Below are 18,217 nucleotides of genomic sequence, written 5' to 3' on the forward strand. Positions count from 1 at the left end.
CTTAAAACACAAAAAGGTCACTAATTTTTGATTAGCGACCTTTTGGGCAATATATGGCAACTGGTCAATTTATATTGGAATCTTCCAACCAGGAAGTGAACATCCAATAGTATTTTTCGGTGCGTTTCACCATTGTGTTTACTAAATCAATGGTTGACACATCACCAAGATCGTTTGCCTTTTCAAGTACATTTATCATTTGAGAAAGTAAGATTTCAAAATCGCTCAATACCTCATCCACCATCTCTTCGGGCGAAAGAAATCCTTGAGGCTCCGAAATTTTTGATGACTTCAGATAGTCTGTCAACCGGGCTGTTGGCCGAGCTCCGAAGACTCGAACTCGCTCTGCAAGATCATCAATGTTCATCTTGGCAAAATCATACAATTCTTCAAATTTTTCATGCAATTCAAAAAAATCCTTCCCAACAACATTCCAATGAAAATTACGAAGCTTCTGATAATGCACATGATAACTTGATATTAATTGATTAATATTTTCGATAACCTCAGAAGTATCTTTTTGATTGAAACCTAATCTCACAAATGTTTTTTCTTTAGTTTCCATGCTTATATATGATTTATTGAATGATGATAAAACAGTTATTTATGGAGGTTCTCTTCATGGTATACCAATACGGGTTTATCAAAATGAGTAACCGCATACCTGGTTTCAGAGCTTGAGAAGACCTCTTTGAAAAATCCTTTCTTTTCTTTTAAAAGAACAATTAAATCTGGATCTTCTTTCTCAACAATTGTATCCAGCCCTTCTCTTGCATCTTTCTCATGGGTCAGATTAAAAGTATAGGTAAACGTATTCACCGTATTTTGAACTACCGACTGGAAACCTCTCCACTTAAGTTCTTCTTCAAAATCTACTAATTTTTCATTGTGAAAAACAGTAAGGACTTTTCCCTTTGCTTTAGCAAATAGTCCGGATAGATGTCGCATTGCCATTAAATCTTCCTCATGCAAAGCTGAAGCATAAACAATTTTATTAAAATCGTGGATTTTATAATCATCAGGCAACACTAATACCGGACATCCAACCACATCTATTATGTTTGGATATTTAACTTGTCCAGACGAAGTGTCGGCATAGCTATTGTAATTGCTCATCAACAAGATTACATCTTTCTCATCATGCAGATACTTTTTCATATAATCTAAGCGACTTACTTCCGCAACTTCAACTTCAAAAGGTACGTTTATTGGATTACTAGCAAAATACTCAGTTGTTATTTCTTTTATCTTGGATTCAGCTATTTCAAAATCTTTCTTAATTTCCTTTTCAAGGGAAAGATATTTTGCATCAATTGTTGGTGCGACTGCCCCTACAAACTCTCCACTACTAATCCAATTAAAATCGTATATGTATACAATTCTAAGTTTTCGATTTAGCTGATTGCTTAAGGAAAATCCTGAATAGATGAGGGTTTCCACATTTCGTAATGAGTCCAGTAACAGGAGATTTGTTTTCATGGCTTCATATTTTAATATTTATTTTCACGGGAGTAACAACTCCTTGGAGAATTTCACAGGGAATTCGGGTTCCCTTTGTAGCCTATTTTGATTCTTTCTCGTTTTCACGATTTCGGAAGAATAGCTTAAGTATAATTTTCATTCCCGCTTCAAACGCAATTTCTTTCAACTGATGCGTAACGGCAGAAATAGCTTCCTCAGAGTGCCCCTTTAGCTTTTCCTCCAAATGAAGCACTTTGTAATTCAAGTTATCCTTCATCAGCTCAAGTTCCCTTATGCTTTTAATCGATTTCATAGTTCACCTTTATTTTTTTCTTCGCCCTCAAAAAGAATGGAGGAATAATTCTCTAAAACGGACGTGGTAACAATCTTTTTCCTATAGACTACAAATAATATTATCACTACAATTAAAATCCCCACTGCTAACAAGATGCCTGTCAGATAATCATGATAAACCTGTCCATACCAGGCGACAAAAGCACCTAATGAAAACATCAGGACAAGAGCTCCTAAAAGGATCAAGACCAAACTATTAATCAGGTACGAAGTAATCTCAGTTGCTTTCTCCAGTAGTATTAGCTTAATCAGATCTATTCGAGCCTGTATATACTTTTTCGAAACTTTGCCCAGATCATTAATATTATCTGATAGGTTCTTGCTCATAGCAGTTTGGATTAGTTAAATTCTAGTTATGACTGGCATTAGACTTAGCTTTTTCTTTGACCTTTTTCTCAACGTCATCGACAGTTTCTTTTGCATGATTGATCATATCATTTACCTGATCTTTCAATTCATCAACTTTCTTACCAAGAGTATCTTTCACATCATGTGATACTTCTTTAACTTTCTTTTGGATTTGTTTCCTGGTTTTTTCTCCTTTATGAGGAGCAACTAAAATTCCAGTCAATGCACCTGCTGCTGCGCCAGCAACAAAACCCAGTAGGGCGTTTCTCGTTCCTTTATTCATGGCTTTAAATTTTATGGTTAATAATATAATTAGATAGACGACTTAATTTTATTAGTCGTTCTGGTATCTCTTGTACGATCCAGAGTTCGTGTCATTCTTCCACTAGCCATTTTACTTTCATTCTTTCTTATTGTTGTTTTTTGGCTGGAAGAATAATCTCTTGAATTGAGATAAGCATTCATGTTTTCTATTCTCTTTTTTAATGTTTTCATAAATGGTTGGTATAAATCAATTACTTATAGACATTGAAAAAACCATTCCAAAGAATACACCCGCCGCTCTCCACAAACCCAAATCACTGATAACCTGACAACTAAAAGACATCCTGCAACATCTAACACATAAACTACTGTAGAACTATTTCCACAATTCGTAGAATATAAAATCTACCTCAAATAGAATTCAATAGTGCATAACAAGAATAGAGGAAACAGAACTAAAAAAAAGACCAAATGAAAGTTTCAATCTTACGAAGTATATTGAATAAAATGAATCAGCAATTCTCTCTTTAGTTGCTTTTTAGTGGATGATAATTAGGTTTCTCTTAAACAAATAAAGGAAGAAACAGCATATCAGATAAAATATTTCATCTAATTTTCACGGAGTGATTTTAAAGTGGATATCAACAAAAAATGTTTCGCAATCTCTACACAATAAGAAGTTATTCCACACCACGTTCACCTATTAATACTTCAAGCAAATCTTCAGGAATCGGCTTTTCAAGGTAGGCACTTACAAATGAATATTGCATTGCAATATCCCTGTTCTTCTTGTTCGGACTTTCAGCCAATATAAAAACTTCGGGGCTCTTATCTCTTTTCACAAGATGTTCAAAACTATCAAAAAAGCGGGAAGCATTCATATCCGGCAACTGCATATCAATCAACACATAATCAGGAAACTCATCATATCTTTCTGTTTTTCTCAATTCCTCCAAATAATTTAACAAACCCGAAGCATTTGAAAAATACTTAACATGATTTTTTATAGTTTCACTATTTATATCCACCCCGTGATTGAGAAACCAATCGGGATTCTTATTTACAATGACAATATTCTTTAATGAGTTTATCCTTTGCATTATAATACCTCCTCGCAGAGATATTATCTTCAACTATTATTCCATAAATCAAAATTCAATTCCGTATTGTTTGATTTTATTATACAAGGTTTTTCTATCAATTTTCAATAACCGGGCGGCTTTTGATTTATTAAAACCGGCTTCTCGAATTGTACGCACAATCAGCTGTTTCTCGAACTCGGATGAAGCATCTTTCAGTTTTGAATTTCCGATGTCAAAATCGTTACTCCCAACCAACGAACTTGCTTGCTGAATAATTTCAACTGGCAAACATTCACGCGTAATTTCATTTCCAACAGACATCAAAACTGCGCGCTTCACAACATTCTTTAGTTCGCGTAAGTTTCCATGCCATTGATATTGCTTAAAAATTTCTTTAGTTTCTTCATTCAGTTTTTGAACACGTTGCCCCAGCTCTGAATTTGCCATTCTTATAAAATAATTCGCAAACAGCATAATATCTTCCTGCCTTTCACGAATGGGTGGCAACGAAATTTTAAATTCATTTACCCGATGATATAAATCTTCACGGAATTTATCCAGCTCGACCTCTTCTATTAAATCGTCATTTGATGCAGTAATAACTCGAACATCAACTTTCTTAAATTTATTCTCCCCCAAACGAGATACTTGTTTCTCCTGTAAAACCCGAAGCAAGCGAACCTGTATTTCATAACTTAAGTTTCCAATTTCATCTAAAAACAAAGTGCCTCCGTTTGCTTGCTGAAAAACTCCCTCTTTATCCTGGATAGCGCCTGTAAAAGAGCCTTTCACATGACCAAACAACTCGCTATTTGCCAAATCTTTTGGAATAGCTCCGCAATCAACTGCCACAAAAGGCTTATCGTGTCTTTTGCTATGCTGATGGATAAAACGGGCCACATATTCTTTGCCTGTTCCTGTTTCGCCTTGAATAAGAACCGCCATATTCGTTGGTGCAACTCTTCTCGCGAGGTTTACGACCGATCGCATAGCTGAACTTTCACCAATCACAAATTCACCGTTTGAATAAAACTGATCATTAACCTGTTCAAATTCATCTCGTGTTTTTAACTTGTTTTTAATAAGTGAAAATATCTCTTCTTGCTGCAAGGGCTTTGTAATATAATCCTCTGCTCCCATCTTCATTAGTTTAACAGCCTGCCTAACATCTGCATATGCTGTAATTATCACAACAATGGTATCAGTTGAAATTGCCTTTATTTTTTGAAGAAGCTCAAGCCCATTCGTATCGGGTAGCCGATAGTCACACAGAACCAGATCAAAGGTAGTATTGCGAATAGCCAACATTCCGGTTTTTCCGGAGAAAGCTGTTTCAACCTCATAGCCTTTGCTGATTAATTGCTTTTTCAATATCTCGCAAATAAATGTATCGTCATCAATAATCAATATCTTGCTCATACTTTTTCAACTTTAAGGTATTTTTACCTAGGTTCAATTGTTTTTCTGGCTTGTTCAAGAATTAAGTCTATATCAGTTAAGAGTTTATGCACCCTACCCGGAATACCGGTATATTTCTTCTCGCGTAACGTTAAATTTTCCAGTTCTATAAGATTGTCAACTGTTCCACGCAACCCAAAATATTCAAAAGAAGGAATTGCCCGGTGTGCCTTTTCTCCAATCTCATTCCAGTTTTCATCATTGAGAGCTGTCTGAATTTTATCCCTTACTTTCTGGGTATTCCTAATAAAAGTAAAAAGCATCTTATTGAAAAATTCAACATCTCCATTGGCTGTTATCTTTAGATTATCTGTATCAAACCTGATTTTACCTAACGAATTATTCTCTCTTCCCTTTTCGATAGATTTTCCCTTTGTTTGAATTATGGATGAAACCTGCAACACATTGCAAATCTTACTATACAATTCAACCTCTCTGAATGGCTTTAATATGTAATCACTAAAGCCGGTATCCATGTAGTTTCTGATGTCACTTTTTAAAACATTGGCTGTCACAGCTAGCATTTTTGTATGATAGTTCAGACCATATTTCTGGCTCCTAACTTCATTCACCACTTCAATACCATCCTTGTTTGGCATATGAATATCTAGCAACGCAATATCAAATTTATCTGAAAGTAATAAATTTAGGGCCTCTTTCCCATCCTCCGCCATTTTATATTCGACTTGCCAATTTTTCAACATCGTTTCAGCAAGAAATAAATTTTGCACATCATCATCAGCAATTAAGATTCGTTTCCCTTTCAATAAATTTTCATGAATCGAGAAGACATTCTCTTTTTCAACGACAAGTTTCTCATTGACTTTCTGAAAAGACAAATCAACCGTAAAAGTGCTTCCCACTCCATATTCACTTTCCACATGAATGGAGCCACCAAGTAGTTCTACCAATTTCTTTGTTATCGCCAATCCAAGTCCTGCGCCTTTTCGTTGCTTATCTATTCCTGTTTTTGACTGCGTAAATTCGTCAAAAATGATTGGCAAAATATCATCTGAAATCCCTGGTCCTGTATCCTGTATTTCAAACCTGAGTTTAACATTTTCTCTATCAATACTATATAGTTTACAACGAAGATCAATCGCTCCGGAATCCGTGTATTTAATCGCATTCGAAAGCAAATTGATCAATACCTGTTTCAGTCTAAATGAGTCTCCGACTATTGCATCAGGAGCATCAGCATCAATGTGAACAGATAAATCTAATTTGCGTTCATTGGCTTTTATAATGAAGGAGTCGTAAACAACATTTAGCAAATGAATTAATGAAAAAGGTGATTTATCAATATACACTTTCCCCATTCCCAGCTTAAACAAGATAAGAATCTCATTCACCAGATAGAGCAGATGATCAGAAGACTCTCCAATAAGGTCAAGAAATTTTTGCTGTTGATCGTTAAGATCTGTTTTACCAAGCTGTTCAGTAAATCCAATAATCGCATTAAGCGGTGTGCGAATTTCATGACTCATACTTGCAAGAAACACAGATTTTGCCTGATCTGCCTTCTGTGCATCGTCTTTTGCTTTCTTAAGATGGTGCTCAATTTGTTTGTCCTTAGTGACATTTTGAACAATAGCAGTTCCCCCTACAACCTCATGATAAAAATTTCTTACCGGAGTCGCCCATATGTAATAAATCTGGCCTTCAATTCGAATTTCGCCATCCGCCATTTCCCCACTTAACGCCTTTCGATAAAAAGGGAAAAACCTCTTATTTATTTTCTCATCAAAAGCCTCAAAGAGAGTTTTACCGGCAAAATAACTATTTGTCAATCCAAAACGTTCTTTTTCTCTTCCGCCAGCCAACACGTATCGGTAATCATTATCAAACAGATAAACATCTATATCTGGAAGATTTTCGATAACAATCTGCTGATAACTCTGAATGTCAATCAAAGACGTATTGTTAAAATTAATACCAGCAAAAATCAACTCTTTCCCTTTTTCAGAAGAAAGTAATTCCAAGTTAATTGAAGCCGACAGCGGCACCCCCTGTTTCGAGTGAATATCAACATCAAAAGTTCGCTGATTGTGATCCTCCGTCAACATTCCAACCTCATTCACAAACTGCTTTCCATCTTCAAACTTTAATAAATCCTGCACAGAAAAAGAAGTGTCTTTATTCGGGTATGAAAGGTGGTCAATTGATCCAGTGTATTTATAGACTTTAAAATCACGATCAAAAACAAGAATGGCCTCATATCTGATTGACTCTAAAAACTTAGATTGATTAATCAGGGGATTACCAAGTTTGGTAGACCTAATTTTCTTATTTAGTATATCTAAAAGTTCATCAAGTTCCAATAAGGAATGAATATCAACTTCACCATCTTCAAGATGATTAATTGTTTCTGCAATCTGCCTTATTTGATTTTCAAGTTGATTTTTCATTGGTATTATTTGAAAAATGTAAATGAAAGAACCTGAAACACTGATAGAAATAAGTTACAAATTCTTTAGCATTAAAGAATAATGTTCAGGAGAAATACTTACATATTAAACAAATAATTATGACCAATGTTTTGACTCAAAAACATTGAAAAGCTGATTGCCAATATGAATCCTTTATGAACCCAAACCATAACAATCAGCATTTTTCTTTGAATCCGGAAAAGTCTTTTTTTGTCTACAGCGTAATCAATCGAATGAAGATGGTGAAAAAACTATGCCAATTAGCCTACAACGATGCTTTTAGGAACAATACGACTCAAATATGTGGAGAAATCGCCACAGATGAAACAAAAAACCCCACCGAAACGGCAGGGTTCTTTTAGACTAAAAATAACCATAAATAAAACTCATGTCTGAAAAGAACAGACATTCTTAAATATAAAACATCTATAAAATTGTATCGACATTCACATATGGAAGGTTGAAAGCCTCAGCAACTCCCTCATAAACGACCATACCATCAACAACGTTTAATCCCTTGCGGAGTGGTTTATTATCCAAACAGGCCTGTTTCCATCCCTTATTCGCGAGTTGCAAAGCATATGGTAAGGTAGCGTTCGTGAGCGCCAATGTAGAAGTGCGCGGCACTGCTCCCGGCATATTGGCAACGCAATAATGAGTAACACCGTCTATTTCGAAAATAGGATTATCATGAGTAGTTGGTTTTGTGGTTTCAAAACAACCGCCTTGGTCAACAGCAACATCCACCATTACAGTACCTGGACGCATAGTCGGCAACATGTCGCGAGTAATTAACTTAGGCGCTTTTGCTCCAGGAATTAGCACAGCTCCAATAATAACGTCGTGAGTTGTTACCATATCACGAATGTTGTAATCATTGCTCATCATTGTTTTCACATTTGCCGGCATAATATCATCCAGATAACGCAATCTCTTCAAACTAACATCCATGATAGTAACATCTGCACCAAGTCCTGCAGCCATTTTTGCAGCTTCCGTACCCACGATACCTCCACCTACTATTAACACTTTTGCTGGAGGAACTCCGGGAACACCACCTAAAAGAACGCCATAACCACCAAATGTTTTCTCCAGATACTTAGCACCTTCCTGCACAGACATACGACCAGCCACTTCCGACATTGGAATCAGCAGTGGTAATGAACGATCATCCATCTCAACAGTTTCATAAGCCAAACAAACCGAGCCATTTTCAATCATTGCACGAGTAAGTTCTTCGGATGAAGCAAAATGGAAATATGTATATAATATCTGACCTTTTCTGATTAGTTTGTATTCCTCTGCAATCGGTTCTTTCACCTTAATTATCATCTCTGCTTTTGCATAAACTTCTTCAATTGTTGGCAATAATTTTGCTCCAGCATGAATATAATCATCATCTATAAATCCACTTCCCTCACCAGCTGTCGCTTGCACATAAACCTCATGTCCACGAAGTGTTAACTCCCCTACTCCGGCTGGAGTCAATGCGACTCTGTTCTCATTATTCTTTATTTCCTTTGGTACTCCTATTATCATTGCTTCTTCATTTAGTTTGTTAAACATCCATGCCTCAAAATTAAATTAAACCATACAGTGAAAACATGATAAAATACAAGAAAACCAGTAGGTTTCCGAAGCGTTATCTGCTGTCTGCAATAGAATTAACAAGTATTCTGAAATATTTTTATCAATTTAATAGTTTATGCAATTTTTAAATATCAATTTTGCGATTCTGTATGAATTTCAATTTTAATTTGTTAGTCGTATATTTGCCGACTTAGTGAAATTATTTTTAATAACATGCCAACGACATCGAAAAGGGGAAATATGATGCCTGATTCACCGATACGGAAATTGGTGAAATATGCTGATAAGGCTAAAGAAAGAGGAGTTACGGTATACCATTTAAATATTGGCCAGCCGGATTTACATACCCCACAAGTGGCGATCGATGCAATTAAAAACATCGACCGGAAGATTCTGGAATATTCGCCAAGTGAGGGAATTCGTTCTTTTCGAGCGAAGCTCGCAGAGTATTATCACAAGTTCAATATTAATGTTGGAGAAGATGATATCATCATTACCTCAGGAGGAAGTGAAGCAGTAACTTTTGCATTCATGTCATGTTTGGATCCGGGGGATGAAATCATTGTTCCTGAGCCAGCCTATGCCAACTACGAAGCATTTGCAATTGTTGCAGGTGGAATCATTAAGTCAATTCCAGCAAAAATTGAAGAAGGTTTTGCACTACCTCCGGTTGAAGAATTTGAAAAATTGATTTCCCCAAAAACAAAGGGAATCATGATTTGCAATCCAAATAACCCAACTGGATATTTGTATAACCGCGAGGAAATGAATAAAATTCGCGATTTGGTAAAGAAATATGACCTCTATCTATTCTCAGACGAGGTGTATCGTGAATTTTGCTACACAGGAGCTCCATACATTTCGGCATTCCACCTGGAAGGCATTGAGCAAAACGTAATTTTGGTCGATTCAGTTTCGAAAAGATACAGCGAATGTGGGCTGCGAGTTGGAGCACTCATCACTAAAAATGAAGAGGTTAAAAAGAATGTAATGAAGTTTTGCCAAGCAAGATTAAGTCCACCTTTAATTGGACAGATTGCGGCTGAGGCTTCGTTATCAAATACCGAAGAATATTTAATGGACTCATACAATGAGTACGTTGATCGTCGTAAATTCTTAATTGACGGATTGAACCGTATTGAAGGAGTTTACTCTCCAATCCCAATGGGAGCTTTCTATACCGTTGCCCGGCTACCTGTGGATGACACAGATAAGTTCTGCCAATGGCTACTTGAAGATTTCGAGTATGAGAATCAAACAATTTTCATGGCACCTGCATCCGGTTTCTATACAACTCCGGGATATGGACGCGATGAAGTGCGTATTGCATATGTTCTTAACAAAAAGGATTTGGGCAACGCACTTAAAGTACTGGAAGAGGCTTTAAAAGTTTATCCGGGAAGTAAAGTCCGACAAAAAGAAAATCACAAAGAAGCATAAAAGTCAAAAGGCTGATCGATTGATCAGCCTTTTTTATGTAGCAATATTCTTGAATATTATTAATTCCCCATCTCAGAGAAGAATTTAATCCGCATTAAACGAATATCCTCCTCAGAATATTCATCTTCACCCAATTCATCAAGAGCAACTTGTACAGAATCATCTTCTGCTTCCCTGAAATAATCGAATACTTCATCCTGATGATCTTCATCCATAACATCATTAATGTAGTAGTCAATGTTTATTTTTGTTCCGGAATTCACAATTGCCTCAATTTCCGTAATCAGATCTTTTATTTCAATACCCTTTGAGTCGGCAATATCTTCAAATGGAAGTTTCCGATCAATACTTTGAATGATGAATACTTTCAACTTCGATTTATTGGCTACCGATTTAACAACCATATCTTGAGGTCTCTCGATTTCGTTTTCCTCAACATACTTTTTAATCAGCTCAATAAATTCTTTTCCGTAACGTTTGGCTTTCCCCTCACCAACGCCCTGAATAAATTTCAATTCATCCAAACTAATAGGATATTGAATAGACATATCCGACAAAGATGGATCTTGAAAAATCACAAATGGTGGAAGATTGAGCTTCTTTGCAACTTTCTTTCGAAGATCTTTCAACATGGAAAAAAGTTCTGGATCACCTCCTGTTCCTCCAGTTGGAGCACCTCCATTACTAGATTCTTCTTCCAGTTCATCGTAATTGTGATTGCGGACGAGCAAAAACTCTTCCGGCTTTTGCATAAAATCATGCCCTTTTTGATTGATTTTCAAAAGACCATAATTCTCAATATCCTTTGTAATCAGGCCTGCAATCATACTCTGCCTGAATACCGCATTCCAAAATCGCGCACTATGGTCATCTCCTGAACCAAATGACTCCAGCTCATAATGCTTAAATGACTTTACAGCAGCGGTTTTAGTTCCTGTTAGTATATCCGAGATATGCTCAGCTTTATATTTTTCTTTTACTTCCAATATCGCTTTCAATGCACGAACAACCTCATCGCTGGCTTCCACTTGCTCTTTTGGATTGAGACAGTTATCACAGTTACCACAAGGCTCTTCCAGTGTTTCACCAAAGTAATTCAACAAGATAATACGACGACAAATCGCAGATTCAGCATAAGATGCTGTATCCAATAACAACTGTCGTCCAATTTCTTGCTCGGCAACAGGCTTGCCCTGCATGAATTTTTCCAGTTTCTGGATGTCTTTATAAGAATAGTAGGCAATGCATTGTCCTTCTCCCCCATCCCGGCCAGCACGTCCGGTTTCCTGATAATATCCTTCTAAACTTTTCGGAATATCATAATGAATAACAAACCGAACATCCGGTTTATCAATCCCCATTCCAAAAGCAATGGTTGCCACAATCACATCCACATCCTCCATCAGAAACTTATCCTGATTTCCAGATCGGGTACCTGAATCCATTCCGGCATGATAGGCTAATGCTTTAATTCCATTTACCTGAAGCAATTCAGCAAGTTGTTCAACCCGTTTACGACTCAGACAATAAATAATTCCCGATTTCCCCTCATTCTCTTTAATAAGCTTAATGATTTGATTCTCGGGTTTTACCTTAGGGCGAACAGCGTAATACAAATTCGGCCGGTTAAATGATGCTTTAAAAACTTTTGCATCCAACATGCCCAGATTTTTCTGTATATCATGCTGAACTTTAGCCGTAGCAGTAGCCGTTAGCGCAATTATAGGAGCTTGTCCTATATCATAAACAATTGGACGAATTCTTCTGTACTCCGGACGAAAATCGTGTCCCCATTCTGAAATACAATGAGCCTCATCAATAGCATAAAACGAAATCCTTACATTTTTAAGAAAATCAATATTTTCTTGTTTCGTAAGTGATTCGGGCGCTACATACAACAATTTAGTTTTCCCACTCAACACATCATCTTTCACCTGTTGAATGGCAGCCTTGTTTAAGGATGAATTTAAAAAATGAGCAATCCCGTCATCAGTACCAAAACTGCGGATCGAATCAACTTGATTCTTCATCAGCGCAATTAACGGCGAAATAATAATGGCAGTCCCTTCCAATATTAAAGCCGGCAACTGATAACATAAAGATTTTCCTCCCCCCGTAGGCATCAAAACAAAAGTGTCATTTCCATCAAGAACACTTTTGATTACCTCCTCCTGCTGTCCTTTAAATCGATCAAAACCAAAATGCTTTTGAAGATGATCGGTCAGTGTTAACTCGTTCTTCATAAAGCCAGGAAATTAATAAAAATAATTTTCACGTTTCGTAAATTGCGAAATCTAAGGTAACTAAAAACTCTCTGATATTCCAACGAATTTTTTCAATTTAAAGACAATTACACTTGATTTAAATAATTTTAAGGGCTTATACAAAAACGAAATCATGAATATAAGCTATATTTGTCGGGATTTTTAAACAAACCAACGATAACTATTGAATAGATAGATACTTATGAGCGAAGATACTTATACAGAAAAGCAAACTACCAAAAGAAGGGGTAAAAAAGTGAAAGACAAAAATGTTGAAATGTCTTTTCTTGAGCATCTTGAAGAATTGAGGTGGCATATTATCAGAGCATTTTTATCCATTATAGTGCTTGCTGTTGTTGCATTCATTAATAAGGATTTCATATTTGACACGGTAATTTTCAATCCAAAAACAACTGACTTCTGGACCAATCGGATGTTTGCAAAACTTGCGGAATTAACCGGCGTTGACTCCTTATTAATTAATACAAAGCCACTAGAGTTAATAAGTATTAAAATGGCAGACAACTTCATGACACACGTAATGGTGTCAATCATTGCAGGATTGATCGTTGCCTCACCTTATGTTTTCTTTGAATTCTGGAGGTTTATTCGCCCAGCTTTATATGAAAACGAGCGCAAGCATTCAGGTGGTGCCGTTGTTTACATGTCCATATTATTTATTCTAGGTGTTTTATTCGGCTACTATCTTATTGTTCCACTATCCATTCATTTTTTAGGGTCATATTCAATCTCTGAACAGGTAACAAACCAAATCAACATGCGTTCGTACATCAGCACGGTCACTTCAATTAGTCTGGCCAGTGGGGTTATTTTCGAGTTACCAATATTTGTGTATTTTTTAAGCAAAGTTGGCATCCTCACCCCACAAATGATGAAGCAATACAGGAGACACGCTTATGTCGCGTTATTATTATTGTCAGCAATAATTACTCCTCCCGATGTGTTTAGTCAAATTATGGTATGTTTCCCTCTTGTGTTTTTGTATGAGATAGGTATCGTAATTTCGAAACGCGTAAACAAAAAGGCAGAAGAAAATCTGGATGAAATCTGATAAACCAACAAACAGACGTTACCATGAAACTACGTGCTGAAAATATTGTAAAAAAATATCGTAAAAGAACAGTTGTCAAAGGTGTCTCAATTGAAGTGAACCAAGGAGAAATTGTTGGCTTACTTGGACCAAATGGTGCTGGAAAAACAACTTCTTTTTACATGATTGTTGGTTTGATCCAGCCGCTATCAGGAAAGATATTCATCGATCAGGAAGAAATAACCAAACTACCAGTATATAAGCGAGCAAAAAAAGGAATTGGATACCTGGCACAAGAAGCATCGGTATTTAGGAAACTAAGCATAGAGGACAACTTACGAGCTGTGCTTGAAATGACTGATTACACGAAAGAATATCAGCAGGAAAAGCTGGAATCGCTCATTGAGGAGTTTGGTCTTCAACATATTCGCAAAAGTAAAGGGTTTCAGCTTTCGGGTGGTGAACGACGCAGGACTGAAATCGCACGAGCTCTGGCTATCGATCCTAAATTTATATTATTGGATGAACCATTTGCTGGTGTTGACCCGATCGCTGTTGAAGATATTCAGGAAATCGTGCAGAAACTGAAAGAAAAAAATATTGGGGTCTTAATCACAGACCATAATGTACACGAAACACTTTCAATCACCGACCGATCTTACCTTTTATTTGAAGGTTCAATCATGAAAGCCGGCACTGCTGACGATTTAGCAAATGATGAAGACGTGCGTAGAGTATATCTGGGACAGAACTTTACACTTCGGTAAGCAAAAAATTAAATCATTTTCTCAAAAAACTTTAATTATCTGTTTGGGTAATTAAAAAAAATTGATTTATATTTGCGCCGCGATTAGCGGACGTGGCGGAATTGGTAGACGCGCTAGACTTAGGATCTAGTGCCATACGGCGTGGGGGTTCGAGTCCCTTCGTCCGCACAGCAAAGTTCAACCGCAATGCCTGGCTTAAAAGCATGGCATGCGGTTTTTATTGATTTAATACACCGGGTTTTCAACCGGCTTATTTTGATAACTCCTTGGTTATCGGCACATTTTCCAAAATTTTAAGTGGGATTTTATGAACATTACAAAAGAAAACATCAACGAGCTTAATGCAATTGTTACTGTAAAGATTGAGAAAAGCGATTATGAAGTTACGGTAAATGATACGCTTCGCGACTACCGCAAAAAAGCGAACATGCCTGGCTTCCGTCCAGGAAAGGTACCTGCAGGTTTGGTGAAAAAGATGTATGGAAAAGCAATTGTTGCTGAAGAGGTAAACAAGATGTTGTCTCAAAATCTTTCAAAATACCTGGTTGAAGAAAAATTAAACATTTTAGGTGAACCACTTCCAAACGAGGAGAAGCAAGCAAGTTTTGATTGGGATACAACCGAAGACTTTGAATTTGTATTTGACATCGCAGTTGCTCCGGAAATTGAAGTAAAACTGGACAAGCGCAAAAAATATCCATTCTATAACATTGAAGTTGACGAAGAAACCATCGATAAGCAAATCGAAGCTTATACGGGTCGATTCGGTGAGAACGTGAAAGTTGATGAATCAGCTGACAAAGACACCTTACGTGGAGACTTTGTTCAATTGGACGCTGAAGGAAATGAATTGGAAGAAGGCATCAAAGCTGAGCAGGTTATTATCGCCATCGACTTAATGAAAGACGAGGAAGTAAAACAAGCAGCTATTGGCAAGAAAGCTGGCGATGTAATGGTTTTCGATCCTGTAAAAGTTTACGAAAACAAACATGAAGTTGGACACTTGTTGAATGTTTCTCACGAGGACGCTGAAAAAATTGAAGGTGATTTCAAATTTACAATTTCAGAAGTTCTTCGCTTTGAAAAAGCTGAGTTGAATGAAGATCTATTCAAAAAAGCTTTTGGAGAAGATACTGAGATTAAAACAGAAGAAGAATTTCGTGCTAAAATAAAAGCTGACCTAGAAGACAATTTCAAACTTTCAAGCAATTACAAATTCGCATTAGACAGTCGCGACATTTTGCTTGACAAAATTGAAATGGAACTTCCTGAAGAATTCCTTAAGCGTTGGATTAAAGCAACCAATGAGGAGCTTACAGAAGAGCAAATCGAGCAAGACTTTGACAATTTCATGAAAGATCTTCGCTGGCAGCTGATTAAAGACAAGCTGACAAAAGACAATGAAATCAAGGTTGAAGATGAAGATATAAAAGAAGGTGCTAAAGAAATGGCATTATCTCAATTCCGTCAGTACGGAATGTCAAGCGTACCTGATGAATATTTGAATAATTATGCAGATCAAATTCTTCAAAACGAAGAAGAACGCAGACGCATCGTTACCAAAGTTCAGGAAGACAAAATCATCGAAGTAATTAAAGAGAATGTGAATATTGACGAGAAACCAATTTCACTTGAAGACTTTAATAAATTACTGGAAAAATAATTTCGCTGTAGCCTAGGCTAATAGCATAATTTTTTAACTTTGTAAAATTCGGGAAACGGGGACTGTTCTTTCAGTTCAATTCGACCTGACTTTTACAAAGTTTTTTTTTTTACAGGAGATTATATCATGAGCGACAAAAGAGAATTTAATAAATACGCCACCAAGCATATTGGAATTAGCAGTTTGACAATGCATCGCTACGATTCGTTGTTCACAAATAGCTTAACTCCATATATCATCGAAGAACGCCAGTTAAATGTAGCATCAATGGACGTGTTTTCACGTTTGATGATGGACCGCATTATCTTTCTAGGTACTCCAATTGACGACTACATTGCAAATATCATACAGGCTCAGTTACTATTCTTGGAATCAACTGATCCCTCAAAAGATATTCAAATCTATTTTAACACTCCGGGAGGCTCAGTACACGCTGGATTAGGTATCTATGATACGATGCAGTACATTTCACCTGACATTGCAACTATTTGCACAGGCATGGCTGCCTCCATGGGTGCTGTTTTGTTGACAGCCGGAACTGAAGGCAAACGTTCAGCATTAAAGCATTCACGAATCATGATTCACCAACCTATGGGAGGTGCATCTGGCCAGGCTTCGGATATTGAAATCACAGCTCGTGAAATCTTAAAATTGAAAAAAGAATTATACGATATCATAGCCAAACATTCTGGAAATTCGTATGAGCAAGTAGAAAGCGATGCGGACAGAGATTACTGGTTGACTTCGGAAGAAGCAAAGGAATATGGAATGATTGACGAAATTTTAGTAAGAAGCTAGCACATTGGATACGGAATTAAACAATACTATGGATAAATGTTCATTTTGTGGCAGGGAGAAGAAGGAGGTCAATCTCCTAATCGCTGGAATGGAGGGTCATATATGTGATCGCTGCATTGAACAAGCATACGCCATCGTTGAAGAAGAATTTAAATCGGAGACTGAATTTGACCTGAATGGCTTAAAATTGTTAAAGCCTAAAGAGATCAAAGAGTTTCTGGATGAGTATGTAATCGGACAGGATCAGGCAAAAAAAATCCTGTCGGTTGCTGTATATAACCATTATAAAAGGTTGACACAAAAGGTTCAGAGCGACGAAACAGAGATTGAAAAATCCAACATCATCTTAGTTGGTGAAACTGGGACTGGCAAAACGTTGCTGGCTCGCACCATCGCTAAAATGTTGCACGTACCTTTTACCATTGTCGATGCCACGGTTCTTACAGAAGCTGGTTATGTGGGTGAAGATATCGAAAGTTTACTAACCCGTCTTCTTCAGGCTGCTGATTACAATGTAGAAGCTGCTGAACGCGGTATTGTTTTCATCGATGAAATTGATAAAATTGCCCGCAAAGGAGATAATCCATCCATTACACGGGATGTTTCCGGCGAAGGTGTTCAGCAAGGATTATTAAAATTACTTGAAGGAGCTGTGGTCAATGTTCCTCCTCAGGGTGGACGTAAACATCCGGAACAAAAAATGATACCGGTAAACACTAAAAACATTCTATTTGTATGTGGTGGTGCTTTTGATGGTATTGAAAAGAAAATATCCAAACGATTAAATACTGCCGTTGTTGGCTATGGAGCACAAAAGAGTGTTGACAAGATTGACCGCAATAATATGCTTCAGTATATTTCTCCACAAGATTTGAAAAGCTTTGGTTTGATTCCTGAAATTATTGGGCGCTTGCCAGTGCTTACTTATTTGCGACCATTAGACAGGGAAGCATTAAGAAGCATCCTTACGGAACCAAAAAATTCAATCATCAAGCAATATGTCAAGTTATTTGAATTGGATGAGATTGAATTAAGTTTTGAAGAAGATGCCCTGGAGTTTATTGTTGACAAGGCCGTTGAATTCAAATTAGGAGCTCGTGGATTACGCTCAATATGTGAAAGCATAATGATTGATGCAATGTTTGATAGCCCGACAGATGGAATCAAACAATTGAAGATCTCGAAAGATTATGCGGAGCAAAAGATGGATCCGGGCAATGCACAACGTTTAAAAGCAAGTTAATTATA

16 protein-coding genes and 1 tRNA gene are annotated in these 18,217 nt (G+C 36.9%); 7 read left to right on the forward strand and 10 right to left on the reverse strand.

Features of this window, described 5'->3' with window-relative positions:
- Positions 1-64: 64 nt before the first annotated feature.
- The 9 genes from ACUNWD_RS05525 to ald form a co-directional block, all read right to left on the reverse strand.
- The gene (locus ACUNWD_RS05525) at positions 65-565 is read right to left on the reverse strand and encodes a Dps family protein (RefSeq protein ID WP_445586783.1); all 501 of its coding nucleotides are present in this window, start codon (positions 563-565) and stop codon (positions 65-67) included.
- Positions 566-600: 35 nt separating this feature from the next.
- Positions 601-1,479, reverse strand: a complete 879-nt coding sequence (locus tag ACUNWD_RS05530) for a universal stress protein (protein ID WP_445586784.1) — start codon at positions 1,477-1,479, stop codon at positions 601-603.
- 82 nt (positions 1,480-1,561) lie between these two features.
- Positions 1,562-1,774, reverse strand: coding sequence for a hypothetical protein (locus ACUNWD_RS05535; RefSeq protein ID WP_445586785.1), 213 nt, complete (start codon positions 1,772-1,774; stop codon positions 1,562-1,564).
- Positions 1,771-2,142, reverse strand: a complete 372-nt coding sequence (locus tag ACUNWD_RS05540; protein WP_445586786.1) for a hypothetical protein — start codon at positions 2,140-2,142, stop codon at positions 1,771-1,773. The genes ACUNWD_RS05535 and ACUNWD_RS05540 overlap by 4 nt, the downstream gene beginning before the upstream one ends.
- Positions 2,143-2,164: 22 nt before the next feature.
- Positions 2,165-2,446: a YtxH domain-containing protein gene (locus ACUNWD_RS05545; RefSeq protein WP_445586787.1), complete on the reverse strand. Its 282-nt coding sequence runs from the start codon at positions 2,444-2,446 to the stop codon at positions 2,165-2,167.
- A 661-nt stretch (positions 2,447-3,107) separates the two neighbouring features.
- Entirely contained in the window at positions 3,108-3,527 is a 420-nt protein-coding gene (locus tag ACUNWD_RS05550) for a hypothetical protein (protein WP_445586788.1), read from the reverse strand.
- A 48-nt stretch (positions 3,528-3,575) separates the two neighbouring features.
- On the reverse strand, positions 3,576-4,928 hold the full coding sequence (locus tag ACUNWD_RS05555) for a sigma-54-dependent transcriptional regulator (RefSeq protein ID WP_445586789.1): 1,353 nt from the start codon (positions 4,926-4,928) through the stop codon (positions 3,576-3,578).
- 23 nt (positions 4,929-4,951) lie between these two features.
- A complete protein-coding gene (locus ACUNWD_RS05560) occupies positions 4,952-7,375 on the reverse strand; it encodes an ATP-binding protein (protein WP_445586790.1) in 2,424 nt (807 codons plus the stop codon).
- 447 nt (positions 7,376-7,822) lie between these two features.
- Complete coding sequence (ald, locus tag ACUNWD_RS05565) at positions 7,823-8,962, reverse strand: alanine dehydrogenase (RefSeq protein WP_445586791.1); 1,140 nt, start codon at positions 8,960-8,962, stop codon at positions 7,823-7,825.
- Between the two features lie 237 nt (positions 8,963-9,199).
- Between ald and ACUNWD_RS05570 the strand changes: the two genes are divergently transcribed.
- Complete coding sequence (locus ACUNWD_RS05570) at positions 9,200-10,426, forward strand: pyridoxal phosphate-dependent aminotransferase (protein WP_445586792.1); 1,227 nt, start codon at positions 9,200-9,202, stop codon at positions 10,424-10,426.
- Positions 10,427-10,485: 59 nt separating this feature from the next.
- Here ACUNWD_RS05570 and recQ read toward each other — a convergent pair whose 3' ends face one another.
- Positions 10,486-12,669 (reverse strand): DNA helicase RecQ, encoded by a 2,184-nt coding sequence (gene recQ / locus ACUNWD_RS05575; protein ID WP_445586793.1) that lies wholly within the window; start codon positions 12,667-12,669, stop codon positions 10,486-10,488.
- Between the two features lie 223 nt (positions 12,670-12,892).
- Between recQ and tatC the strand changes: the two genes are divergently transcribed.
- The 6 genes from tatC to clpX all read left to right on the forward strand — a co-directional run bounded on the left by tatC (position 12,893) and on the right by clpX (position 18,212).
- Positions 12,893-13,762 (forward strand): twin-arginine translocase subunit TatC, encoded by an 870-nt coding sequence (gene tatC / locus ACUNWD_RS05580; protein ID WP_445586794.1) that lies wholly within the window; start codon positions 12,893-12,895, stop codon positions 13,760-13,762.
- 23 nt (positions 13,763-13,785) lie between these two features.
- On the forward strand, positions 13,786-14,508 hold the full coding sequence (gene lptB, locus ACUNWD_RS05585; protein WP_445586795.1) for an LPS export ABC transporter ATP-binding protein: 723 nt from the start codon (positions 13,786-13,788) through the stop codon (positions 14,506-14,508).
- A gap of 86 nt (positions 14,509-14,594) precedes the next feature.
- Positions 14,595-14,676: transfer RNA gene (locus tag ACUNWD_RS05590), tRNA-Leu, on the forward strand.
- Positions 14,677-14,815: 139 nt separating this feature from the next.
- Positions 14,816-16,171, forward strand: coding sequence for a trigger factor (gene tig, locus ACUNWD_RS05595; protein ID WP_445586796.1), 1,356 nt, complete (start codon positions 14,816-14,818; stop codon positions 16,169-16,171).
- Between the two features lie 126 nt (positions 16,172-16,297).
- Entirely contained in the window at positions 16,298-16,969 is a 672-nt protein-coding gene (gene clpP, locus ACUNWD_RS05600) for an ATP-dependent Clp endopeptidase proteolytic subunit ClpP (RefSeq protein WP_445586797.1), read from the forward strand.
- A gap of 4 nt (positions 16,970-16,973) precedes the next feature.
- Complete coding sequence (gene clpX / locus ACUNWD_RS05605) at positions 16,974-18,212, forward strand: ATP-dependent Clp protease ATP-binding subunit ClpX (RefSeq protein WP_445586798.1); 1,239 nt, start codon at positions 16,974-16,976, stop codon at positions 18,210-18,212.
- Positions 18,213-18,217: the final 5 nt, after the last annotated feature.

It is taken from the genome of Sunxiuqinia sp. A32 (assembly GCF_052690465.1).

Excerpts from the sequence above, each read along its gene's own strand:
- ACUNWD_RS05525 (WP_445586783.1), bottom strand. The coding sequence starts at position 565 with ATGGAAACTAAAGAAAAAACATTTGTGAGATTAGGTTTCAATCAAAAA.
- ACUNWD_RS05530 (WP_445586784.1), bottom strand. The coding sequence starts at position 1,479 with ATGAAAACAAATCTCCTGTTACTGGACTCATTACGAAATGTGGAAACC.
- ACUNWD_RS05535 (WP_445586785.1), bottom strand. The coding sequence starts at position 1,774 with ATGAAATCGATTAAAAGCATAAGGGAACTTGAGCTGATGAAGGATAAC.
- ACUNWD_RS05540 (WP_445586786.1), bottom strand. The coding sequence starts at position 2,142 with ATGAGCAAGAACCTATCAGATAATATTAATGATCTGGGCAAAGTTTCG.
- ACUNWD_RS05545 (WP_445586787.1), bottom strand. The coding sequence starts at position 2,446 with ATGAATAAAGGAACGAGAAACGCCCTACTGGGTTTTGTTGCTGGCGCA.
- ACUNWD_RS05550 (WP_445586788.1), bottom strand. The coding sequence starts at position 3,527 with ATGCAAAGGATAAACTCATTAAAGAATATTGTCATTGTAAATAAGAAT.
- ACUNWD_RS05555 (WP_445586789.1), bottom strand. The coding sequence starts at position 4,928 with ATGAGCAAGATATTGATTATTGATGACGATACATTTATTTGCGAGATA.
- ACUNWD_RS05560 (WP_445586790.1), bottom strand. The coding sequence starts at position 7,375 with ATGAAAAATCAACTTGAAAATCAAATAAGGCAGATTGCAGAAACAATT.
- ald (WP_445586791.1), bottom strand. The coding sequence starts at position 8,962 with ATGTTTAACAAACTAAATGAAGAAGCAATGATAATAGGAGTACCAAAG.
- ACUNWD_RS05570 (WP_445586792.1), top strand. The coding sequence starts at position 9,200 with ATGCCAACGACATCGAAAAGGGGAAATATGATGCCTGATTCACCGATA.
- recQ (WP_445586793.1), bottom strand. The coding sequence starts at position 12,669 with ATGAAGAACGAGTTAACACTGACCGATCATCTTCAAAAGCATTTTGGT.
- tatC (WP_445586794.1), top strand. The coding sequence starts at position 12,893 with ATGAGCGAAGATACTTATACAGAAAAGCAAACTACCAAAAGAAGGGGT.
- lptB (WP_445586795.1), top strand. The coding sequence starts at position 13,786 with ATGAAACTACGTGCTGAAAATATTGTAAAAAAATATCGTAAAAGAACA.
- tig (WP_445586796.1), top strand. The coding sequence starts at position 14,816 with ATGAACATTACAAAAGAAAACATCAACGAGCTTAATGCAATTGTTACT.
- clpP (WP_445586797.1), top strand. The coding sequence starts at position 16,298 with ATGAGCGACAAAAGAGAATTTAATAAATACGCCACCAAGCATATTGGA.